The organism is Paraburkholderia haematera (genome assembly GCF_905220975.1).
Classification (GTDB): domain Bacteria; phylum Pseudomonadota; class Gammaproteobacteria; order Burkholderiales; family Burkholderiaceae; genus Paraburkholderia; species Paraburkholderia haematera.
The window spans coordinates 79,911-98,144 of sequence record NZ_CAJNBK010000010.1 but is presented as its reverse complement, the minus strand read 5'-3'; the positions used below and the strand labels follow the sequence as shown (position 1 = coordinate 98,144).

Annotated in this window: 15 protein-coding genes and 1 riboswitch; of the genes, 9 read left to right on the top strand and 6 right to left on the bottom strand. The window is 63.2% G+C overall.

Translation table 11 applies throughout. The features are described 5' to 3' along the window. Positions 1 to 21: 21 nt before the first annotated feature. From fliE to KHO23_RS18935, 5 genes are all read left to right on the top strand, one after another. The gene (gene fliE, locus KHO23_RS18955) at positions 22 to 357 is read left to right on the top strand and encodes a flagellar hook-basal body complex protein FliE (RefSeq protein ID WP_211612757.1); all 336 of its coding nucleotides are present in this window, start codon (positions 22 to 24) and stop codon (positions 355 to 357) included. Between the two features lie 295 nt (positions 358 to 652). Further along, positions 653 to 1,087 (top strand): flagellar export chaperone FliS, encoded by a 435-nt coding sequence (gene fliS / locus KHO23_RS18950; protein WP_211612756.1) that lies wholly within the window; start codon positions 653 to 655, stop codon positions 1,085 to 1,087. Next, on the top strand, positions 1,084 to 1,410 hold the full coding sequence (locus KHO23_RS18945) for a flagellar protein FliT (RefSeq protein ID WP_211612755.1): 327 nt from the start codon (positions 1,084 to 1,086) through the stop codon (positions 1,408 to 1,410). The genes fliS and KHO23_RS18945 overlap by 4 nt, the downstream gene beginning before the upstream one ends. Positions 1,411 to 1,491: 81 nt before the next feature. Then, positions 1,492 to 2,973 carry a flagellar hook-length control protein FliK gene (gene fliK / locus KHO23_RS18940; RefSeq protein ID WP_211612754.1) on the top strand — a complete coding sequence of 494 codons (1,482 nt, stop codon included), beginning with the start codon at positions 1,492 to 1,494 and terminating at the stop codon, positions 2,971 to 2,973. After that, positions 2,973 to 3,338, top strand: coding sequence for an EscU/YscU/HrcU family type III secretion system export apparatus switch protein (locus KHO23_RS18935; protein WP_211612753.1), 366 nt, complete (start codon positions 2,973 to 2,975; stop codon positions 3,336 to 3,338). Before fliK ends, KHO23_RS18935 begins: the two co-directional genes overlap by 1 nt. Before the next feature lie 144 nt (positions 3,339 to 3,482). Here the strand turns inward: KHO23_RS18935 and KHO23_RS18930 are convergent, their stop codons facing one another. Both KHO23_RS18930 and KHO23_RS18925 read right to left on the bottom strand, forming a co-directional pair. After that, positions 3,483 to 4,901 carry a coniferyl aldehyde dehydrogenase gene (locus KHO23_RS18930; RefSeq protein WP_211612752.1) on the bottom strand — a complete coding sequence of 473 codons (1,419 nt, stop codon included), beginning with the start codon at positions 4,899 to 4,901 and terminating at the stop codon, positions 3,483 to 3,485. Between the two features lie 86 nt (positions 4,902 to 4,987). Further along, positions 4,988 to 6,673, bottom strand: a complete 1,686-nt coding sequence (locus KHO23_RS18925; protein WP_211612751.1) for an isovaleryl-CoA dehydrogenase — start codon at positions 6,671 to 6,673, stop codon at positions 4,988 to 4,990. Positions 6,674 to 6,981: 308 nt separating this feature from the next. On the opposite strand from KHO23_RS18925, the gene KHO23_RS18920 reads away from it, so the two are divergent. Then, positions 6,982 to 8,619 carry a GMC family oxidoreductase gene (locus tag KHO23_RS18920; protein WP_211612750.1) on the top strand — a complete coding sequence of 546 codons (1,638 nt, stop codon included), beginning with the start codon at positions 6,982 to 6,984 and terminating at the stop codon, positions 8,617 to 8,619. Between the two features lie 121 nt (positions 8,620 to 8,740). On the opposite strand, the gene KHO23_RS18915 is transcribed toward KHO23_RS18920, so the two are convergent. The 3 genes from KHO23_RS18915 to KHO23_RS18905 form a co-directional block, all read right to left on the bottom strand. Continuing rightward, positions 8,741 to 10,159, bottom strand: a complete 1,419-nt coding sequence (locus tag KHO23_RS18915; protein ID WP_236066920.1) for a Dyp-type peroxidase — start codon at positions 10,157 to 10,159, stop codon at positions 8,741 to 8,743. A 94-nt stretch (positions 10,160 to 10,253) separates the two neighbouring features. After that, positions 10,254 to 10,886, bottom strand: a complete 633-nt coding sequence (locus KHO23_RS18910) for a hypothetical protein (protein ID WP_211612749.1) — start codon at positions 10,884 to 10,886, stop codon at positions 10,254 to 10,256. Positions 10,887 to 10,970: 84 nt separating this feature from the next. Beyond that, on the bottom strand, positions 10,971 to 11,882 hold the full coding sequence (locus tag KHO23_RS18905; protein WP_236066919.1) for a catalase family protein: 912 nt from the start codon (positions 11,880 to 11,882) through the stop codon (positions 10,971 to 10,973). A 593-nt stretch (positions 11,883 to 12,475) separates the two neighbouring features. Here KHO23_RS18905 and KHO23_RS18900 point away from each other — a divergent pair. Further along, positions 12,476 to 14,236 (top strand): OmpA family protein, encoded by a 1,761-nt coding sequence (locus KHO23_RS18900; RefSeq protein ID WP_211612747.1) that lies wholly within the window; start codon positions 12,476 to 12,478, stop codon positions 14,234 to 14,236. A 198-nt stretch (positions 14,237 to 14,434) separates the two neighbouring features. Here KHO23_RS18900 and KHO23_RS18895 read toward each other — a convergent pair whose 3' ends face one another. Beyond that, positions 14,435 to 15,394, bottom strand: a complete 960-nt coding sequence (locus KHO23_RS18895) for a LysR family transcriptional regulator (RefSeq protein ID WP_211612746.1) — start codon at positions 15,392 to 15,394, stop codon at positions 14,435 to 14,437. Between the two features lie 232 nt (positions 15,395 to 15,626). Here KHO23_RS18895 and KHO23_RS18890 point away from each other — a divergent pair, with 232 nt between their 5' ends. Both KHO23_RS18890 and ahcY read left to right on the top strand, forming a co-directional pair. Further along, positions 15,627 to 16,415 carry a glycosyltransferase family 2 protein gene (locus KHO23_RS18890; RefSeq protein ID WP_211612745.1) on the top strand — a complete coding sequence of 263 codons (789 nt, stop codon included), beginning with the start codon at positions 15,627 to 15,629 and terminating at the stop codon, positions 16,413 to 16,415. Positions 16,416 to 16,521: 106 nt separating this feature from the next. After that, positions 16,522 to 16,656, top strand: a riboswitch (S-adenosyl-L-homocysteine riboswitch). A 33-nt stretch (positions 16,657 to 16,689) separates the two neighbouring features. Further along, the gene (ahcY, locus tag KHO23_RS18885; RefSeq protein ID WP_211612744.1) at positions 16,690 to 18,111 is read left to right on the top strand and encodes an adenosylhomocysteinase; all 1,422 of its coding nucleotides are present in this window, start codon (positions 16,690 to 16,692) and stop codon (positions 18,109 to 18,111) included. Positions 18,112 to 18,234: the final 123 nt, after the last annotated feature.

The following is an 18,234-nucleotide window of genomic DNA, read 5'->3' as shown; positions in this document are numbered from 1 at the left end:
TCGTCATTCCCTGGAGAGAACATGACTTTGCCCGTGAACGCGCTCTCGTCGGCGCTGCAACAGATGCAGTCGATGGCGGCGCAAGCGGCCGGCAGCAACAGCCCGGTGGCCGACCAGTCCGGCGCGGCGACGGCCGGCGGTTTCGCCTCGGCGCTGAAGGCGTCGTTGGACAAGATCAGCGGCGATCAGACCAAGGCGGTCGGCGAATCGCAGGCGTTCGAGCTCGGCGCGTCGAACGTCTCGCTGAACGACGTGATGGTCGACTCGCAGAAGGCCAACATCGGCTTCCAGTTCGGCCTGCAGGTGCGCAACAAACTGGTGACGGCCTACAACGACATCATGCAGATGTCGGTGTAACTGCGAGTCGGGTGGCAGCGCTGTTTCGCCCGCCCGAATGCATGCGCCCGGATGCAACGCTGTGTGGTTGCACGGCAGGACAGTCCGCCCGCCGCGCCCTTGAGGCGCTGCGCGGCGGGCGGGCTTGCCGCGCCCAGCGCGATATCGGCCCCATCGGCCCCTTAATCCTCCTTACAACGGCCTAAAGCTTTCCCGTTGCCTATCCGATAACCAGGTACAGGCAGAAATCCGGGTGCGGCAACGTGCCCGGGTGGGGTGCCACGACCAACCGCTGTAGAAGAGAGGAGGAGCGCCGATGTTTTCCCCAGGACACTCTGGAGCCAATGCGTACGCACGCGTCGGCGTCGAGACAGGGGTGATGGGCGCGAGTCCGCATCGTCTGATCGTGATGTTGTATCAGGGCGCGAGGCAAGCGATCGCGCAAGCACGCATGCATGTGCAGCAAGGCAATGTGCCGGCTCGTGGAGAGGCGATCGGCAAGGCGATTCAGATCGTCGAAAGCGGGCTGCAATTGTCGCTGAACCTTGAGGTAGGCGGCGAGATTGCAGAGCGGTTGGACGCGCTATATAGCTATATGGCGCGCCGGCTGCTCGAAGCCAACATAAAACAAAGCGAGGCGATGCTGGTCGAGGTCGATGGCCTGCTGGCGACACTCGAAGAGGCATGGATCGGGATCGCCCCGGAGATCGCGCGGATGGCTGCCCAGCCGGCCGCGGAAAGCATGAGATGACATCGAACGCAGAATATTTCGCCCGCTACGAGGCGATTGCAGCGATTTCCCGCCGCATGCTGACGGCTGCCCGGCGCGCCCTGTGGAACGATCTGGTCCACTTGCAGGAGGAATATCGGAAGCTGGTGGACGCGTTGAAAGACGCGGAAACCGGCGTCAGACTGGACGATGCGGAGCGCCTGCGCAAGTACGCGCTGATCCGTCAGATCCTGGCCGACGACGCTGCGATCCGCGATCTGGCGAATCCGCGCATGGCCAATCTGTCGGCGCTGTTCGCCGGACGGCCGACTCGCGTGCTCAAGGAACTGTACGGGGCGCGCTGAGTGCGCCCGCGGGCAACGCGCTGCATGAGTCCGTCAGACTGTAGTTGAGCGCGTCGCCGCCAATGTGACCAAGGAATCGGTATGAACGGAATCGACACGGTCGTCACTTCGCTGCTCGCGAACCGGGTCGACAGTCTGCTCAATCTCGCGCCGGGTAGTGCGACCGCCTCGCAGACTGGCGCGGCGGGGGTCGATACCGAGATTCTCAATACCACCCCCGTCACGCCCCCTGCGGCACCGCCGGCTTCCGCGCAAACCGCGCTGTCCGCCGTCGCGCTGACGCTCAATGCGATCGTGAACTCAGGCGGCGAGGCGACCCCGGCGGTGCTCGGTCAGACCCCGATCTGGCCGGCCGCACCGGCGCTCGATGTCGAAGCCGGCGGCTTGCCGCTCTTCGATACGGCGGCAACGTCCGCTGCTTCATCTGCCAATCCGAATACCGTCGCGAATACCACCGCGAATACCACCGCGAATACCACCGCGAATACCACCCCGAATGCCACCGGTACGGCCAATACCACCGCCACGACCAATGTCGCGGCGGCGCAGGTGCCGGTCGCCGCGCTTGCGGCCGCGCTCGAACAGACCGTCGGCGAAAGCGGCCTGTTTTACGAATCCCATCTCGCGCAATGGCTGGCGGGCCAGCGGCCGCCTGCCGCGCTGGCCGGCGAGGCGCAAAACAAATTGGTCGCCGCCGCTGCGCAATTGCCGCTCGACTGGGCGAGCGATGCCGATCAGGCTTCTTCCTCCAATGCGGCACCCCGGCAGGGCATGGGTGCCGCACCTAACGGTCCGGCCAACGGCGCGCCGGACGGCAGCGCGGCAGCCCGCGCGATGCCGTCGATCCAGACCGCACAGGCCGCGCGCTTCGTAGCCGGCGAGGTGCTGGCGAGTTCTCTATCCGACCTGAACGGCCAACCGGCGCACTCGAGCTTACGCGGCGCCACGGCGCAGCTAGCCGACGGCGGGTCGTCGCAAAACTCGCAAGCGATGGCGGCCGCAGTGCATCCCGCGACCGTTCCTTTGGTGCGCCAGCAACTCGATCTGCTCGCCACCGGGCAGTTTCGCTGGACCGGCGAAGCATGGCCGGGTGCCAGGCTCGACTGGACCATTGAGCAGGAAGGCGACGAATGGGACCGCAGCGGCGGTGGATTGGAGAGCGAGGACGATCAACCGTGGCGTACACGGCTCACGCTCTCGCTGCCGACGCTCGGTACCGTCGACGCGGACTTGACGCTAACCGGCTCGCGGCTGGTCGCGCGCGTGCAGGCGAGCCCGGCCGGCGCGGCGCGACTGGCGATACAGGGTGAGAGCTTTCGCCAACGGCTCGCGGCAGCGGGTATCGAACTGAACGGGCTGACGATTCGGGAGATCGGCGGCGGCATGCCGGCTACCGCGGCGGGTGCCGTGGCCGCCGGGCAGGCGGCGGCGTCGGCTTATGCGCGCTCGGCCTCGGCGGCTTCGACAGCCTCTGCGGCTGACAAGGCGCCGGCGGGGCGCCGCACAGCGCGTGTCGCGCATCCGGGAGCCGTGCCGCTCGACGATTTCGATTGGGATATGTGATGAGCCGCAAACATCGCCGCAGCGCGGCCGCGCTCGTCTACGACGCACAGGGCGGCGATCCCGCACCGCGCGTGATCGCCAAAGGCTACGGCATGCTGGCCGAGATGATCGTGCAGCGCGCCAAGGAGGCCGGGTTGTATGTGCACGAGGCGCCGGAAATGGTCTCGTTGCTCATGCAGGTTGACCTCGATACGCGGATTCCGCCGCAGCTCTATCAGGCGGTGGCGGAGTTGCTAGCATGGCTGCATCGGCTGGAAAGCGGCGCTGAGAATGAGCCGGAAAGCGGAACGGCCGCCGCGCAGGACGTGACCGATGTGGTCGCGACCGATGTAGCGGATGTTTCTGGCCAGGCGCCCGGGCGCTGAAGGCGGCCGTTGTGTCGGCCGCTTATCAGGCGGTCTTGCCGCAGTTGCCCGCCGCCGGCGCTCGTCGCGCGGATGGCTGGCCATCGGATGCCCGGCGCCCGGATGGCCGCCCCCCGGATGTCCAGCGCCCGGATGGCCGGCCCATCAAAACCGCATCATCAACTTCAGCAGGGCATTCACCCGCTTGCCATACGGCGGCGAGATCCATCCGCGCGCGTTCAGGCGCGCCTGCGTCAGCACCGGCTTCATCTTCGAGAAGGTCACGAAGCCTTCGTAGCCGTGGTACGCCCCCATCCCGCTCGCACCGACGCCGCCGAACGGCAGGCTTTCGCACGCCAGATGCATCAGCGTTTCGTTGATCGCCATGCCGCCCGCGATGGTGTCGCGCGTGACGCGATCGATGGTCGCGGTGTCGTCGGCGTAGAGATACAGCGCGAGCGGACGCGGACGCGCGTTGATCCACGCGATCGCGTCGTCGAGCGTGTCATAGGAGACGATCGGCAGCAGCGGGCCGAAAATTTCCTCCTGCATCAGCGCGCTTTCATCCGGCGCGTTCGTGACGGCGATCAGCGGAAAGCGGCGGCTTGCCTCGTCCGGCGTGCTGTCGGTGAGCGTGTGCAGTTGCGCGCCGGCGGCCCGCGCTTCGTCGGCAAGACGTTGCAGCCGCGCAAAGTGCCGCTCCGAGATGATCGACGTGTAATCGAGGTTGTGTGCAAAGTCGGGGTACATCTTCGCCATCCGCGCGCGCGCCCGGTCGATGAACGCCTGCTCCTTGCCGCGCGGCACCAGCACGTAGTCCGGCGCGACACAGGTCTGGCCCGCGTTGAGTGTCTTGCCGGCGACGAGGTTATCCACCGCGTAGTCGAAGCGCGCATGGTGACCGATGATGGCCGGCGACTTGCCGCCAAGCTCCAGCGTGACCGGCGTCAGATGTTCGGCGGCGGCGCGCATCACTTCATGGCCGACCTTGGTCGAGCCGGTGAACAGCAGATGGTCGAACGGCTGCGCGCTGAACGCGGCGGCGAGTGCGGCGTCGCCGTTCACCACGGCGACATGATCGCGTGCGAAGGTCTGGCCGATCAACTGCTCGAATAGCGCCGAGGTGCGCGGCGTCAGTTCGGACATTTTGATGATGGCGCGGTTGCCGGCCGTCAGCGCGCTGATCAGCGGGCCGACGGCGAGGAGCACGGGATAATTCCACGGCACGATGATGCCGACCACGCCGAGTGGCTGCGGCACGACTTTCGCGCGCGCCGGCATCAACCATTTGTTGGTGCTGCGGCGTTGCGCTTTCATCCAGCGTTTGCCGTGCCTGAGCGCGGCGTCGACCTCTTCCTTGATCAGCAGGAATTCGGCGAGCAGCACTTCCTGCTTCGCGCGATTGCCGAAGTCGGCGCTCATCGCGTCGGCGAGTGCGTCGCGGTTATCGAGCATGACTTTGCGCAGCGCTTTCAGATGCCCGGCACGGGCTTCCCACGACGGATACGGCGCGCGCAGATAGGCATGGCGTTGATCGCGTAGCAGCGCTTCGAGCGCGGCGACTTCTGGCAGATCGTTCTTCATAGGTGTCCACTCCCTGATGGATAACGGTGCGCGTTGAACCGCGCTTATTGGTGTGTTTGGTGTGTCGTCAATCCGCCTGCTTCGCTTCAGGCGGGAAATGCTCTTTCGATGATCGCCGCGTGGTCGAACGTGACCGGCAGCGTGCCGTACACGCGGCCGTTCTCGCCGCAGCCGTCGGCGAGACGCGTTGCGATGAAGGCCTCGGCGACTTCCGCCGGCGCGTGCTTCAGGAGCAGGGCGGCCTGCGCGATCAGCACGATCTGCTGCGCGATCCTTCGAGCCGATGCTTCACGATGTTCGGCAGGGCCGTTGAGTGTAGCGGCTAGCTTGCCGAGCGCGGCGCTCAAAGCCGGGTGCCCTTGCGCGTCCGCTTGCCAGGCGGCGAACAAGGCTTGTGCCGCGTCGGGCTCGCGCTCCATGGCGCGCAGCACGTCGAGGCACATCACGTTGCCCGAGCCTTCCCAGATCGAATTCACGGGCGCTTCACGATAGAAGCGCGCCATCGGACCGGTTTCGACGTAGCCGTTGCCGCCCCAGACTTCCATCGCCTCGCCGGTGAATTCCAGCGTGCGTTTGCAGACCCAGTATTTCGCGGCCGGGGTGACGATCCGGCGCCATGCGCGTTCAGCGGGCGCGGCCGACGACGCATCGGCCGATTCTTCGAACGCGCGCGCGAGCCGCATGAACAACACCGTCGCGGCTTCCGATTCCAACGCCAGATCGGCCAGCACATTGCGCATCAGCGGCTGGTCGGCCAGGTGCCGGCCAAAGGCGCTGCGATGCCGGGCGTGGTGGATCGCCTGCACCAGCGCCGCGCGCATCAGGGCCGCGCTGCCGATCACGCAGTCGAGCCGCGTGTAGTTCGCCATTTCGATGATGGTCGGCACGCCACGTCCTTCGTCGCCGATCATGATGCCGAACGCGTCGAAGAATTCGACCTCGCTGCTGGCATTCGAGCGGTTACCGAGCTTGTCTTTCAGACGCTGGATCTGCACGGCGTTTTTGCTGCCGTCCGGTGCGAAACGCGGTACGAAGAAACAGGAGAGGCCTGCGTGATCGTCGGTGCGGGCGAGCACCAGATGCGCGTCGCATTGCGGCGCGGAGAAAAACCATTTGTGACCGACCAGGCGGTATTCGGCGCCCCGGCCGCTGCCGTGCGTGGCATACGCACGGGTCTGGTTGCTGCGCACGTCCGAGCCGCCTTGCTTCTCGGTCATTCCCATGCCGATCATCGCCGAGGTTTTTTGCGCGAGCGGCACGTCGCGTGGATCGTGTTCACGGGCATAGAGCTTGTCGCGCAACGTGTCGAACAAGGCAGGTTCGCGTTGCAACACCGGGATGCTCGCGAAGGTCATCGTCAGCGGGCAGAGGGAGCCGGATTCGAGTTGCGCGTGAAGGAAATAGCCGGCGCAACGCGCGACCATGGCGCCGCGCTGCGGATCTGAAAACGGCAACGCGTGCAGGCCTTCGCGGCGCAACAGCGACAACAACGTATGCCACGAAGGATGAAACTCCAGCGCGTCAATGCGCTCGCCACGTGGGTTGTGTGTGACAAGTTCAGGCGTGTGGCGGTTCGCCAGCTCGGCAAGCGCGAGTGTTTCGGGCGTGGTGAGTGCCGCGCCATGCCGCTGCAATGTCTCGCGATGCCACGCGGCGCCTTCGCGGTCGAGGGCGGAGGACAACGCCACGTCGCTCGAAAACAGGTTGTAGTCCGCGAGCGGAGGCGCCTGATTTGTCACGTCGTGGGTGTGGCCGAAGCTGTACCGATCCATCTGTTGTCTCCGTTCACCGGATGCGTGCCGCCGCTGATCGACGGCGTGCTGTTTTATCGCGGCGTGTCGTGCCGCACGCCCAGAGGACGGCGCGCGGGGCGCCGCGTTTGAATGCCGTGCGCGGCGGCCTGGCGGGCGCATGCGCGTCTTTCATCATAGGGTCGCGGGCGGGCTTTCGTTTAGAGGGTTCGCTCTGACACGAACCCGCCGTCGCGCCCGAACGCTCCCTACAATGCCGATAAAACACACGTAGACAAGTGTGCACGAGACCGGGTCTGCAAGCAACGCGGCCCCACCAGGAGGAGCGGATGCAATACGACTACATCATTGTCGGTGCGGGCTCGGGCGGATGCTCGCTCGCGAGCCGTCTGGCGGATAGCTGCCCTGACGCCACGATCGCCCTGATCGAAGCGGGTCCGCATACGGACCGCAATCTGTTCGTGAATATGCCGGTGGGCGTGGCGGCCATCGTGCCGCATAAACTCAAAACCAACTACGGCTATCTGACGACGCCGCAGCCGGGGCTCGCCGGCCGCCAGGGCTATCAGCCGCGCGGGCGGGGCTTCGGCGGGTCGAGCGCGATCAACGCCATGATCTACACCCGCGGCCATCCGCTCGATTATGACGAATGGGCGCAGCTCGGCTGCGAAGGCTGGTCGTGGGCCGACGTGCTGCCGTATTTCCGCCGGGCCGAAGGCAACGAGCGCGGCGCCGATGCATGGCACGGCGCGGACGGCCCGCTGACGGTGTCCGATCTGCGCTATCACAATCCGTTTTCGACGCATTTCGTGCAGGCCGCGACCGAAGCCGGCTACAAACCGAACAGCGACTTCAACGGCGCAGACCAGGAAGGTGTCGGCTTCTATCAGGTGACGCAGCGCGATGGACGGCGCTGCAGCGTCGCGCGCGCCTATATCTACGATCGCGAGCGCCCCAATCTCCATACGATCGCCGATGCGACGGTGCTGCGCGTGGCCTTCGACGGCAAGCGCGCGAGCGGCGTCGACATCGTGCGCGGCGGCCGTACTGAAACGCTCGAAGCGCGCGCCGAGGTGGTACTGGCAGCAGGCGCGTTCAATTCGCCGCAACTGCTGATGTGCTCGGGCATTGGGCCGGCGGCGCATCTGCAGTCGCTCGGTATTGCCGTGCTGCACGATGCGCCCGAGGTCGGCCAGAACCTGATCGACCACGTCGACTTCACCATCAACAAACGGGTGTCGTCGATCGAGCCGACCGGCTTTTCGATTCGCGGCATCGCGCGGATGCTGCCGCAGTTCGTGACCTTCATGCGGCACGGGACGGGCATGCTGTCGAGCAACGTCGCCGAAGCGGGCGGCTTTCTGAAGAGCCGGCCGACGCTCGAGCGCCCGGACCTGCAACTGCATTTCTGCGCGGCCATTGTCGACGACCACAACCGCCATATGCACTGGGGCCACGGTTATTCGCTGCACGTGTGCGTGTTGCGGCCGCATAGCCGCGGCACGGTGACCCTCGAGAGCGCCGACGCGCGCACCGCGCCTGTGATCGATCCGCGTTTTTTCAGCGACTCGCGCGATCTCGACCTGCTGGTGGAAGGTGCGCAAATGGCGCGGCGCATTCTCGACGCACCCTCGCTGGCCCTGCACGGCGGCAAGGAGCTGTACACGCATTCCGGCCAGACCGACGAAGATTTGCGCCGAACCATTGCAGAGCATGCCGACACGATCTATCACCCGGTGGCCACGTGCCGGATGGGCGGCGATGCGCAATCGGTGGTCGATCCGCAATTGCGGGTGCGCGGCGTGACTGGACTGCGGATCGTCGACGCATCTGTGATGCCGACGCTGATTGGCGGCAATACGAATTCGCCGACGGTGATGATCGGCGAGCGTGCGGCTGAACTGATTGCGGCGAGCCGGCGCGGTAGCAATAAAACGACGCCGCGCCGCGCGACCCTCGCTGTCTGATCGAAGAACGGGCGCGGCAGGTCAGGGCGCCGCCCTTCCGCCCTGCGCGACGCGGACGTTGTCGGGAAAATGCTGGGGAGCGGTGCCTGGCGCCGACGTGGCGCGCTGCTTCTCGCCGCGTCTACCGGCCGCTATCGGCGATCCATTGCAGCGCCGGCAGACTCGGCATAAACAGGTACTCGCCGCCTTTCAGAACGTTGAAGGTCTGAATGCCCACCAGCCGCTTGCGAACCGGTTTCGCCGGAACGGTGAACATATCGTTCTCTTCATGCAAGCCGATCAACGGGTCCCGCTCGTCTCCAAGATTCTGAAAATTTCCGTTGTTGACCCACTCGCGCTGCAAAAACTCGAGCGTTTCGTGCGCCTTCGCGCTGATCAGCATGAAATAAACACCCCGCTCGTCGTCTTGATCCTGACTGGCGGTCACGCTTTCATCGTAGGGTTTGCCGTAGGACGTGCCACACCGGATCAAGCGATGAACGTTGACGTCCGTCATCACGGAAACCTTGCTGTCACGGGGATTCATTCTTCGCATGTGACAGCCGAGCGGGACGCGCTGGCCGTTCGGGTCGTCTGCGTACGTGAAATCGTTATTACGACGATAGTCGGCGCCGAGTTCCGGGTCGTCTGCCTCGGGCGCCAGCGTAAGCGGCGCGCCGGAACGCCAGCGTCCCACCAGTTTTGCAGCGATCAATTCACGTCCCGCCGGAGTGGATGCCTGTGATCTCAGATAATCGTTGAACGCCCCGAGTCGCGAACGGTACTTCCGAAATGCGAGAAAAGTGCCGTTGCGCCCGAGAATATCCGGCTGCGGCATCTTGAGCGGTTCGCCACTTTCGCCGGGATAGCCGAGGATAAATTCGCCCGCCTTGATCGGTGCGCCTTGACCCGGCAGTGGCTCGACGTCATTACCTTCGATCGCGGGCTCGGAGATGCCGTCTTTGTAGCCAAATGGATTGAGATTGTCGGGATGGGAGCCGAATTGATGGGCGCCGAGCAGTGTGATGCCATGCAGATCGACGAATTGTTCGTGGGCAAGCGCCCGGGTTTTTTCCCACGCTTCGCCGCCGCTACTGAAGACATTGAGGCAGACGTGCATCTGATTACCCTGAAATGCCGGATCCCAATGACTCGGCGCGTTTGGACCGGTGTCCATCAGTTGGGCTGCTCGACCCGCCATGCCTGTGCGGAACGCTTCGGGAAAACTCGCCAGCGATGTTTCGGGCAAGCCGAGCAAACGCAGCCCGGCGTAGCTGATGCCGATGGAAATCCATGACTGCTGATCCCTGCAGTTGGCTGCGGACGCAATAAGCGGCGTTAGCCGCTTGATGAGCAAACGGCCGTGTTCCGGGTTGTCGATCCGTAGCGCAAAGTGGGTGCCCACATAGGGTTGCGGACGATGACGCAAAATGGACGCCTGAATGGCATTGAGTTCGAGGATGATTTCCTCCGGTTGAGAGAATTTCGGATGCTCGGGAAACGGGTGAGACGCGAGCTTCGTGTTGCGCCAATGTCGTGGAGCAGTGCGCCGCGCCGACATGAGCCGAAGCCCTGGTCTCGCGCGGCGGATTTATAGGCCGGCCGTTAGCATTGCTTGCTCAGGCTGCTTAGCCTGGTCAGCCTGGTCAGCCTGATCAGGCGATCTTTCCAAATTCGTCCAGGAACGTATCGAGCGTTTCCGCAATCTTTGCGTTGCGCTTTACGTCAACGACGGATTGTTTGGGATTGGCGACATACCACCCCGCAGCAGTGATCTGCTTCGAGATAATGAAATCCTTGACGTCAGGGCTCTTGATGCCGGGCCAGCCTTCCACCGAACCGAAAAGCAGGTCCATCAATTCGGGGATCTTCGTGGCGAAGTCTCCGATGTAAGTGTCCCAGTCGCCGTCGTATGTCGTTGCAAACAACAATTTCGTGTCGTTCTCCAGAAAAATGAAGCGCATATCGTGCAACGTGGCGACACGGTTCGCGCCGGAAAAATTTCCGCGCACCATGGCGAAAATGCGGCGCAAACGCGCGGCGCCACCGGGTTTCAGCGTGATGATCGAGGTGAGTTCGGAGACGTTGCCGCTTTTCAGGCCGGCACGGCCGGCCGAACCATTTTCAACGGCCGTGTCGTCGGCGTCCTGCGCGACCAGGTCATCGATCAGCGCTTTTTTCGATTGCGCGGAGGCATCGGGTACCGCCTCTTCGACAGCCTGAATAATTTCTTCCCGGGTGCGGCGTTTGGCCTGGATTGGGTTTGCAGCAATGGATGCGGTGTTCATACTATTTCTCGCAGTAGAAATTAGCCGAAGACGGGTCGGCAATCGTTAAGCTTTACGTTGGGTGGGGTTCAGCTAACAGCGTTGCTAGTCAGGCAGTTCCGATATGTCTTCCGGCTCCCTGCGAGGCTCGCCATTCGTCGTGTGGCGGAACAGGCTGGATTGCTCGTACACCGTTCTGCGGATCCGCATGATCGAGCCCAAAGGCCGATGGGCCTCGATCGCGTGCCACGGACTGAACGAGAGCACCTCGTCACCGTATGCTTGCCGGGCCGGGCTATAGGCTTCCTGTCTTGGGATGACGATTCGCGCAATGACTTGCTGGGGCGAGCTTTTTTCGTCCCAGACAACAGCAGCGTCTTCGATGGGCATGTGGGCGAGATCGGTACACAGTTGCGCGCGAAGGTCATATTCCGCCCCGTGCTGGCGGAAGAAATCGACGACGAGGTCGCGAAATGCGGACGGACGGTGAAGCGTGTCGACCGGCGTGCCGGTTAGCGCTCGAACCTCGTTTGATGCGGGTGCCACGCTTATTTTTGCGACGTATTCGCCGAACCGCACGGCAGCCATCGAATAAAAGGTCTCACCGAGAATGTGGTTGCTGTTCGCGTGTTGCACCTCGGTCAGCATGGATTCAAGCTTGGGATCGGGCGTGCGCTTCAGTTTTGCCGCCGCGCCGGCCATGCCATCCGGATCGAGCTCCGCACGTTCCAGAAAGTCCTGCATGCACTGATACGAACGGACATCGCCGAAGGCGATCGACGGACTGTTCACCAGCAAAAAATCTTGTGTATGACCCGAGTCGTCGGGCAGGACTTTGTTGCCTGCAACGCCCAGAACCTTAATCGCGAATCCACGCGCGGCCGGTTGACTGTCCGGCCCAGTTTCGCCGGGGGAGCTGGAGAGGCGGATGACAACGGGGTAACGGCCCGGTTGAGAAAAGAGCCCTTGCGCCAGGTGGGTCGGCAAAGGGCCATCTATCACCAGTTCGCCCTTCAATATTCCATGGCTTCTTGCATGGGCATTGCGCATGGCGTGGCCGTGCCGCGAGCACACGGCATGGCCCACTCGCGCCATCGACTCGGCAATCTGATGGCTCAGAGCGTCCTCATCCATTTGCGCGACTTCGAGGGAGTCGGCATATTTAAGATAGTTGCTCATTGTGAATGTCTCGGTTTCGGTCGCTAATGGGGACGGCCAATTAATAAAATTAAAATTCCATTATGGCGAGCGCATATTTTTTATAGTGACGATACTTTCGTGAAGCCAATTCCAATCATGTATCTCACTAACGGTATAGCTGAAAAACTGGGTGGTCTATTATTTTTTGTTGGAAATTGAATTTGCAGAAATTTCCTGCAACCGGGTTCTTGGATGGCTGTAGGGTGTGTTGGCCAAACTACTACATCGGTGTAGTGCATCAACCGCATGCAAATGTGAGGCTGCGTAAATAAAATATGAATTTTCAAATGGAATTGCGGTTTTTGTAATTAATCTTGTCGATTCATTTTTGAGATTTCCACGCCCCTATAATCGCGCCGCCAAAAAGAGCGCGTCAGGTGGCGCGTTCGGGAACTCAAGGAAGCGAAGCGATGAGTATCAATGTGATTCAGCTGATTCAGTCCGCGTTGACGGACGGTGTCGTGCGACAGCTGGCGGCCCGCTTCGGGCTGCCGCCAGACGCGACCCAGAAGGTGCTTGCAACAACCGGCCCGGCGCTCGTCGCCGGCCTGATGCAGAAGGGCGCAACGCTCGACGGCGCGCGTTCGCTGTTCACCGCGATCATTTCACCCGAGGTGAACGGCCACATCGCCGAGCAGTTGCCGCAACTGCTCGGCAGCACCACCGGCGTGAGCCAGCTGGAAGGTGCGGGGCGCCACTTGCTCGAGCGCGTGCTCGATCGCCGCGTCGATACGCTCAGCGACGAAGTCGCCACCCAAACCGGTGTGCCGGCGCATGCGACGCACGCCATGACGGGCATCGTCGGCGCAACGCTGCTGGGTCTGCTGAAGCGGCATTTTCTCGAAGGCCAGGGCAATGTCGGCCAACTGCCGACACTGCTGGGCCATCAACTGCCGGCGATTGCGCCTTACCTGAACGACCGTTTGATGGGCGGCCTTGGGCTGAGCACACTCGGCGCGTTCACCGGCAATATTCTGTCGCAACTGAAGGCGGTCTCGGCGCACATCGACCATCCGACGCCTGCTGCCAAGCCGGCGGTCGAGGCGATGGCAAGCATTCGCGTGCCTGTCGACGCTGTGGTGCGCGAAGAGCGCCGTCCGCGCAAGTGGCTGTGGTGGCTGCTCGCGGCGATTGCTGCCGTGCTGGCTTTCCTGTTCCTGCGCGGTTGCAGTAACGAGCAACGAGGCGCGCAAAGCAGCGAGCGCAGTAGCGCGGAAGCCGCGGCGACGGTGCAGCCCGCGTCCGCACCGGCTGAAGCCTCGCTCGCCGCGGTCGCAACGCCCGCGGCGAGCGACGCCGCGGCTTCGACGGCAGCCGCCAACGCCGTCGCGGCAAGCGCCGCCAGCGAAGCGCAGCAACCCGCCGCTGCACCCGCGCCTGCCAAAGACAGCCAGCTCAGCTTCACGGTCGACGCCGCCGGCAAGCCGACGCTCACCGCAACGGTCGGCAGCGACGCCGAGAAGACTCAACTGATCGATGCGCTGACCAAACGCTTCGGTGCTGAGCATTTCGTCGCGAACGTGACGGTGGACCAGGACACGAAGCCGGCCGACTGGCTCGCTCGTCTGGACGGCCTGCTGCCGTTGCTGGCATTGCCGGGCGCGGAGGTGAAGGTGGACGGCGCGCGCATCGAATTGAGCGGTAGCGCCGCAAACGCGAAGCTCGGCTGGCTCGATAAACTGAAGTCGCTGTTCGGCGCGTCGTATCAGATCGGTTCGTTCAACGTTGAACAGGCGGTTGCCAGCGCAACGGAGAACTTCCGCGGTGCGATCAAGGGCCTGCTCGCGCCGGATAGCTCGTGCGCGACAGCGGACGTGGTCAAGGTGCTGAACCTGCAGGTCATCAATTTTATGAGCGCCAGCGCCCGCGTGCCCGTCTCGGCGATGGCCGATCTGAACCAGTCGGCGCAAGTGCTGCATGCCTGCGCCCGCAACGGCAAGACACCCAAGCTCGAAGTGGCCGGTTATTCGGACAATGTCGGCGGCGCACAAGCCAATCTGGAACTCTCGAAGAGGCGCGCCGAAGCGGTTCGCGCGTATCTCGTGAAGACGGGCGTGCCGGCGGATTCGCTCGTCGCGCAAGGTTACGGCGACGCGCGTCCGGTTGCGAGCAACGACACGGCGAGTGGCCGCTTTGCCAACCGCCGCATCGAGTTTGTCACGCAACAGTAATGACGACGCTCGGTGGGCGTCCGAGGTAAGCCGTTGAGGTGAGCCTGAATGAAAAACATGCCGCCCGGTCTGCGCCGGGCGGCATGTTGTCATTTGGCTGGCCGCATTTGCGGCGGCCGCGTTGGCGGTGGCCGCATTTGCGGCGGCCACATTTGCGGTGATCGCGTTTGCAGTAACCCGCGTTCGCGGGAGCCGCATTTACGGCTTCGATGTCTTAACAGGCGCCGTGATGCCGTTCACACCGATGCCCGGTCCCAGCATGAAGTCGTCGCCGGCCTGGCCAGGCAGCGTTTCGCGCGCCACCTCCAGCCACGCGCGCGCCGCGTGCGACAGATACCCGTTGCGGCGCCAGCCAATCGCCATTTCCCACGGAATCTCCGGCTCCACGACCGGGCGGCAGGTGAACTGCGACGCGTCGAGCCTTCGGCAGTAGGGCGCCGGCAACAGCGCGATGCCGACACCGGCCAGCACCAGCGCCGCCATGAAATCCCAGTGCCCGCTGCGCCCGACGATGGTCGGCGCAAAGCCAGCAGCGCGGCACGCATTCAGCACGACATCGTTGAGCGCGAGGCTCTCACCGTAGAACACGAACGGCTCGTTGGCGAGTTCGGCGAGCGGCACTTCGTGCAGGTCATCCCAGCGCGAGCCGCTGCGCGCGACCAGCCACAGCAATTGCCTCGTCATCGGCAGCACTTCGATATTTTCCGGATCGACCGGTTGAAGCACGCCACCTAACTCCAGCTCGCCATGAATCAGCGCGGCTTCGATCGCGCGCGAACCCTGCTCGAAGAGCTTCAGTTCGATTTTCGGGTAGCGTTGGCGGAAGGCGGCAATGGCGGGCGTGAACAGCGAGCCGCCCATCGGCGGAATGCCGATGGTCAGCTCGCCGCGACCGAGGGTGTCGAGATCGTTCAGTTCGGCCTGCAATTGCGCGTGCGCCGCCAGCACGTCCTGACCGCGCTGGTAGACGATCCGGCCGGCGTCGGTCAGCACCATCTGGCGCCCGTCGCGCAACAGCAGCGGCGAGCCGATTTCGTCTTCCAGCGACTTGACCATCTTGCTGATGGTCGGCTGCGTGACGAACATCTGCTCGGCCGCGACAGTGAAGCTCTGCTGACGGACCACTTCGACGAAATACCGCAGCGCACGTAGTTCCACGATGTCCGGCTCCAGAATTCCAATTTGGAATGAATTGGGCGATTGTAAGTCATCGTATTTATGTTGCGGTTGAAGCGGATGACGCACTTTGTATCTGCGCCGTTCGTGCGCAGCGCGTTGTTCGGCGCGGTCGCGCACGGCGCTTCTCCAGCCTTTCCAGGATGGACGCCGCCGAAAGCCGGATAACATCGACGGTTCTCTTTCGTTCGGCCCGCAGAGCCTGTTTCAGTCCATGACGCCCATCTCGATCATCATTCCCTGCTACAACGGCGCGACAACGCTCGCCCGTGCACTTCAAAGTTGCCTGATTCAGCCGGAAGCCGCGCAGATCATGGTGGTAGACGACGGCTCGACCGATGCCTCCCCAGACCTGGTCGCACATTACGGGCGTCTCGACCCTCGCGTGTGCCTGCTGCAGATGCCCTGCAACGGCGGCCCGGCTCGGGCGCGTAACTGGGGCGCGATGCATGCGGCTCACGGTCTGCTCGCCTTTCTCGACGCCGACGACGAGTACCTGCCCGGCGCGCTAGCCGCCGCGAGCGCATTTCTCGCGCAGAACCCGAACGAAGCGTCCGTGCGGCTCGACGTCGACTACACGGATTTTCCGGTCGAGCTCACCGGCCATCCCGACTTCAGTAAGCACGCCGTCACGCTCAGCAATACGGTGCCGAGCAGCCTGATCATCCGCCGCGCGGTGTATGCCGCCCTCGGCGGCTTTCCGATGGATGATGCATTCCGCCGCATCGGCGGCGAAGACGGCGCGTTTTCGTGGGCGTTGCGCGACATTTTCAGCAACCGTCGTCTGGACGACGCGAAGCGCGTACGCATGCACTATCACGCGGGCATTCACGCCGAACGCTATTTCCGCATCGCACTTGGCTTTCAGACACCGGATCCCACCGACCTAGCCGAAGCGTTCCGGTTTTCAAGGCAGTTCCTCGACACCGCGCGCGCGGGTATCGAGCAATTGCGCAGGGCAAGCGTCGTTGTCGCGTCTGCTCGCCCGAATCAGGCCGCTTAATAACGCACCCGCACTCACCCGCACGCACCCACGCTCACCCGCCCCCCACGCAACACCCTCCCGATCCACACCCCGAAGCCATCTCGATTTGCTACAATCGCCGTTCGTCTTCGAGGAGCGTTGCGACGGGTACCGCGAATCAGCATTCGCCGGCCGCCCGCCAGGCTCGGAGGCTTCAATCGGAGGGACAGGATGCGCATAGCGCTTCCCTATCCACCGCATCGAACCGCGCTCACGTCAAATTTCTAGTCAATTTCTTAGAAAGGAGGGCGTGATGAACGCCGCAGTTCTCGATTCAAATTCCAAGCAGGATTTCCTCGTCGCCGATATGTCGCTTGCAGCCTGGGGCCGCAAGGAACTCAATATCGCTGAAACCGAAATGCCCGGCCTCATGCAGACGCGCGAGGAATACAAGAGCTCGCAGCCGCTGAAGGGCGCGCGCATCGCGGGTTCGCTGCACATGACGATTCAAACCGGCGTGCTGATCGAAACCTTGACGGCACTCGGCGCGGACGTTCGCTGGGCATCGTGCAATATTTTCTCGACGCAGGACCATGCAGCCGCCGCGATCGCGCAAGGCGGCGTGCCGGTGTTCGCATTCAAGGGCGAATCGCTCGACGAATACTGGGAGTTCTCGCACCGCATTTTCGAATGGCCGAATGGCGAATTCGCCAACATGATCCTCGACGACGGCGGTGACGCCACGTTGCTGCTGATCCTCGGCTCGAAGGCCGAGAAAGATCGTTCGGTAATCTCGAAGCCGGAAAACGAAGAAGAAGTCGCGTTGTACAAGTCGATCGCCAAGCATCTCGACGCCGATCCGGTGTGGTACTCCACGCGTCTCGCGCACATCAAGGGTGTGACCGAAGAAACCACGACCGGCGTGCATCGTCTGTACCAGATGGAAAAGGAAGGGCGCCTGCCGTTCCCGGCCATCAACGTGAACGATTCGGTCACGAAGTCGAAATTCGACAACCTGTATGGCTGCCGCGAATCGCTGGTTGACGGTATCAAGCGTGCAACCGACGTGATGATCGCGGGCAAGATCGCGGTCGTGGCCGGTTACGGCGACGTGGGCAAGGGTTGCGCACAATCGCTGCGCGGTCTGGGCGCCACGGTGTGGGTCACGGAAATCGATCCGATCTGCGCACTGCAAGCGGCAATGGAAGGCTATCGCGTGGTGACGATGGAATATGCCGCCGACAAGGCCGACATTTTCGTCACGGCAACGGGCAATTTCCACGTGATCGGCCACGATCATATGGCTGCCATGCGCAACAACGCGATTGTCTGCAACATCGGTCACTTCGATTCGGAGATCGACGTTGCCTCGACGCGCCAGTACGAGTGGGAAAACATCAAGCCGCAAGTCGACCACATCATTTTCCCGGACGGCAAGCGCGTGATCCTGCTGGCTGAAGGCCGCCTGGTGAATCTGGGTTGCGCGACGGGTCATCCGTCGTTCGTGATGTCGGCATCGTTCACGAACCAGACGATCGCGCAGATCGAGCTGTTCGTTCACGGCGACAAGTACGAAAACAAGGTCTACGTGCTGCCGAAGCACCTTGATGAAAAGGTCGCGCGTCTGCATCTGGGTCGTATCGGTGCGGAACTGACGGTGCTGTCGGACTATCAGGCGAGCTATATCAGCGTCGACAAGAACGGTCCGTTCAAGCCGAACCACTACCGCTACTAAGCAGTTAGCCGCTTCCAAGTAACCGCATTTACGTAGCATCAAGCACGCGGGCGGTTAAAGCATGACAGTTTGACGACAGGGCGGCGCGTAAGGCGCAGCCCTGTTCGCCATGCCCGCCTCGTT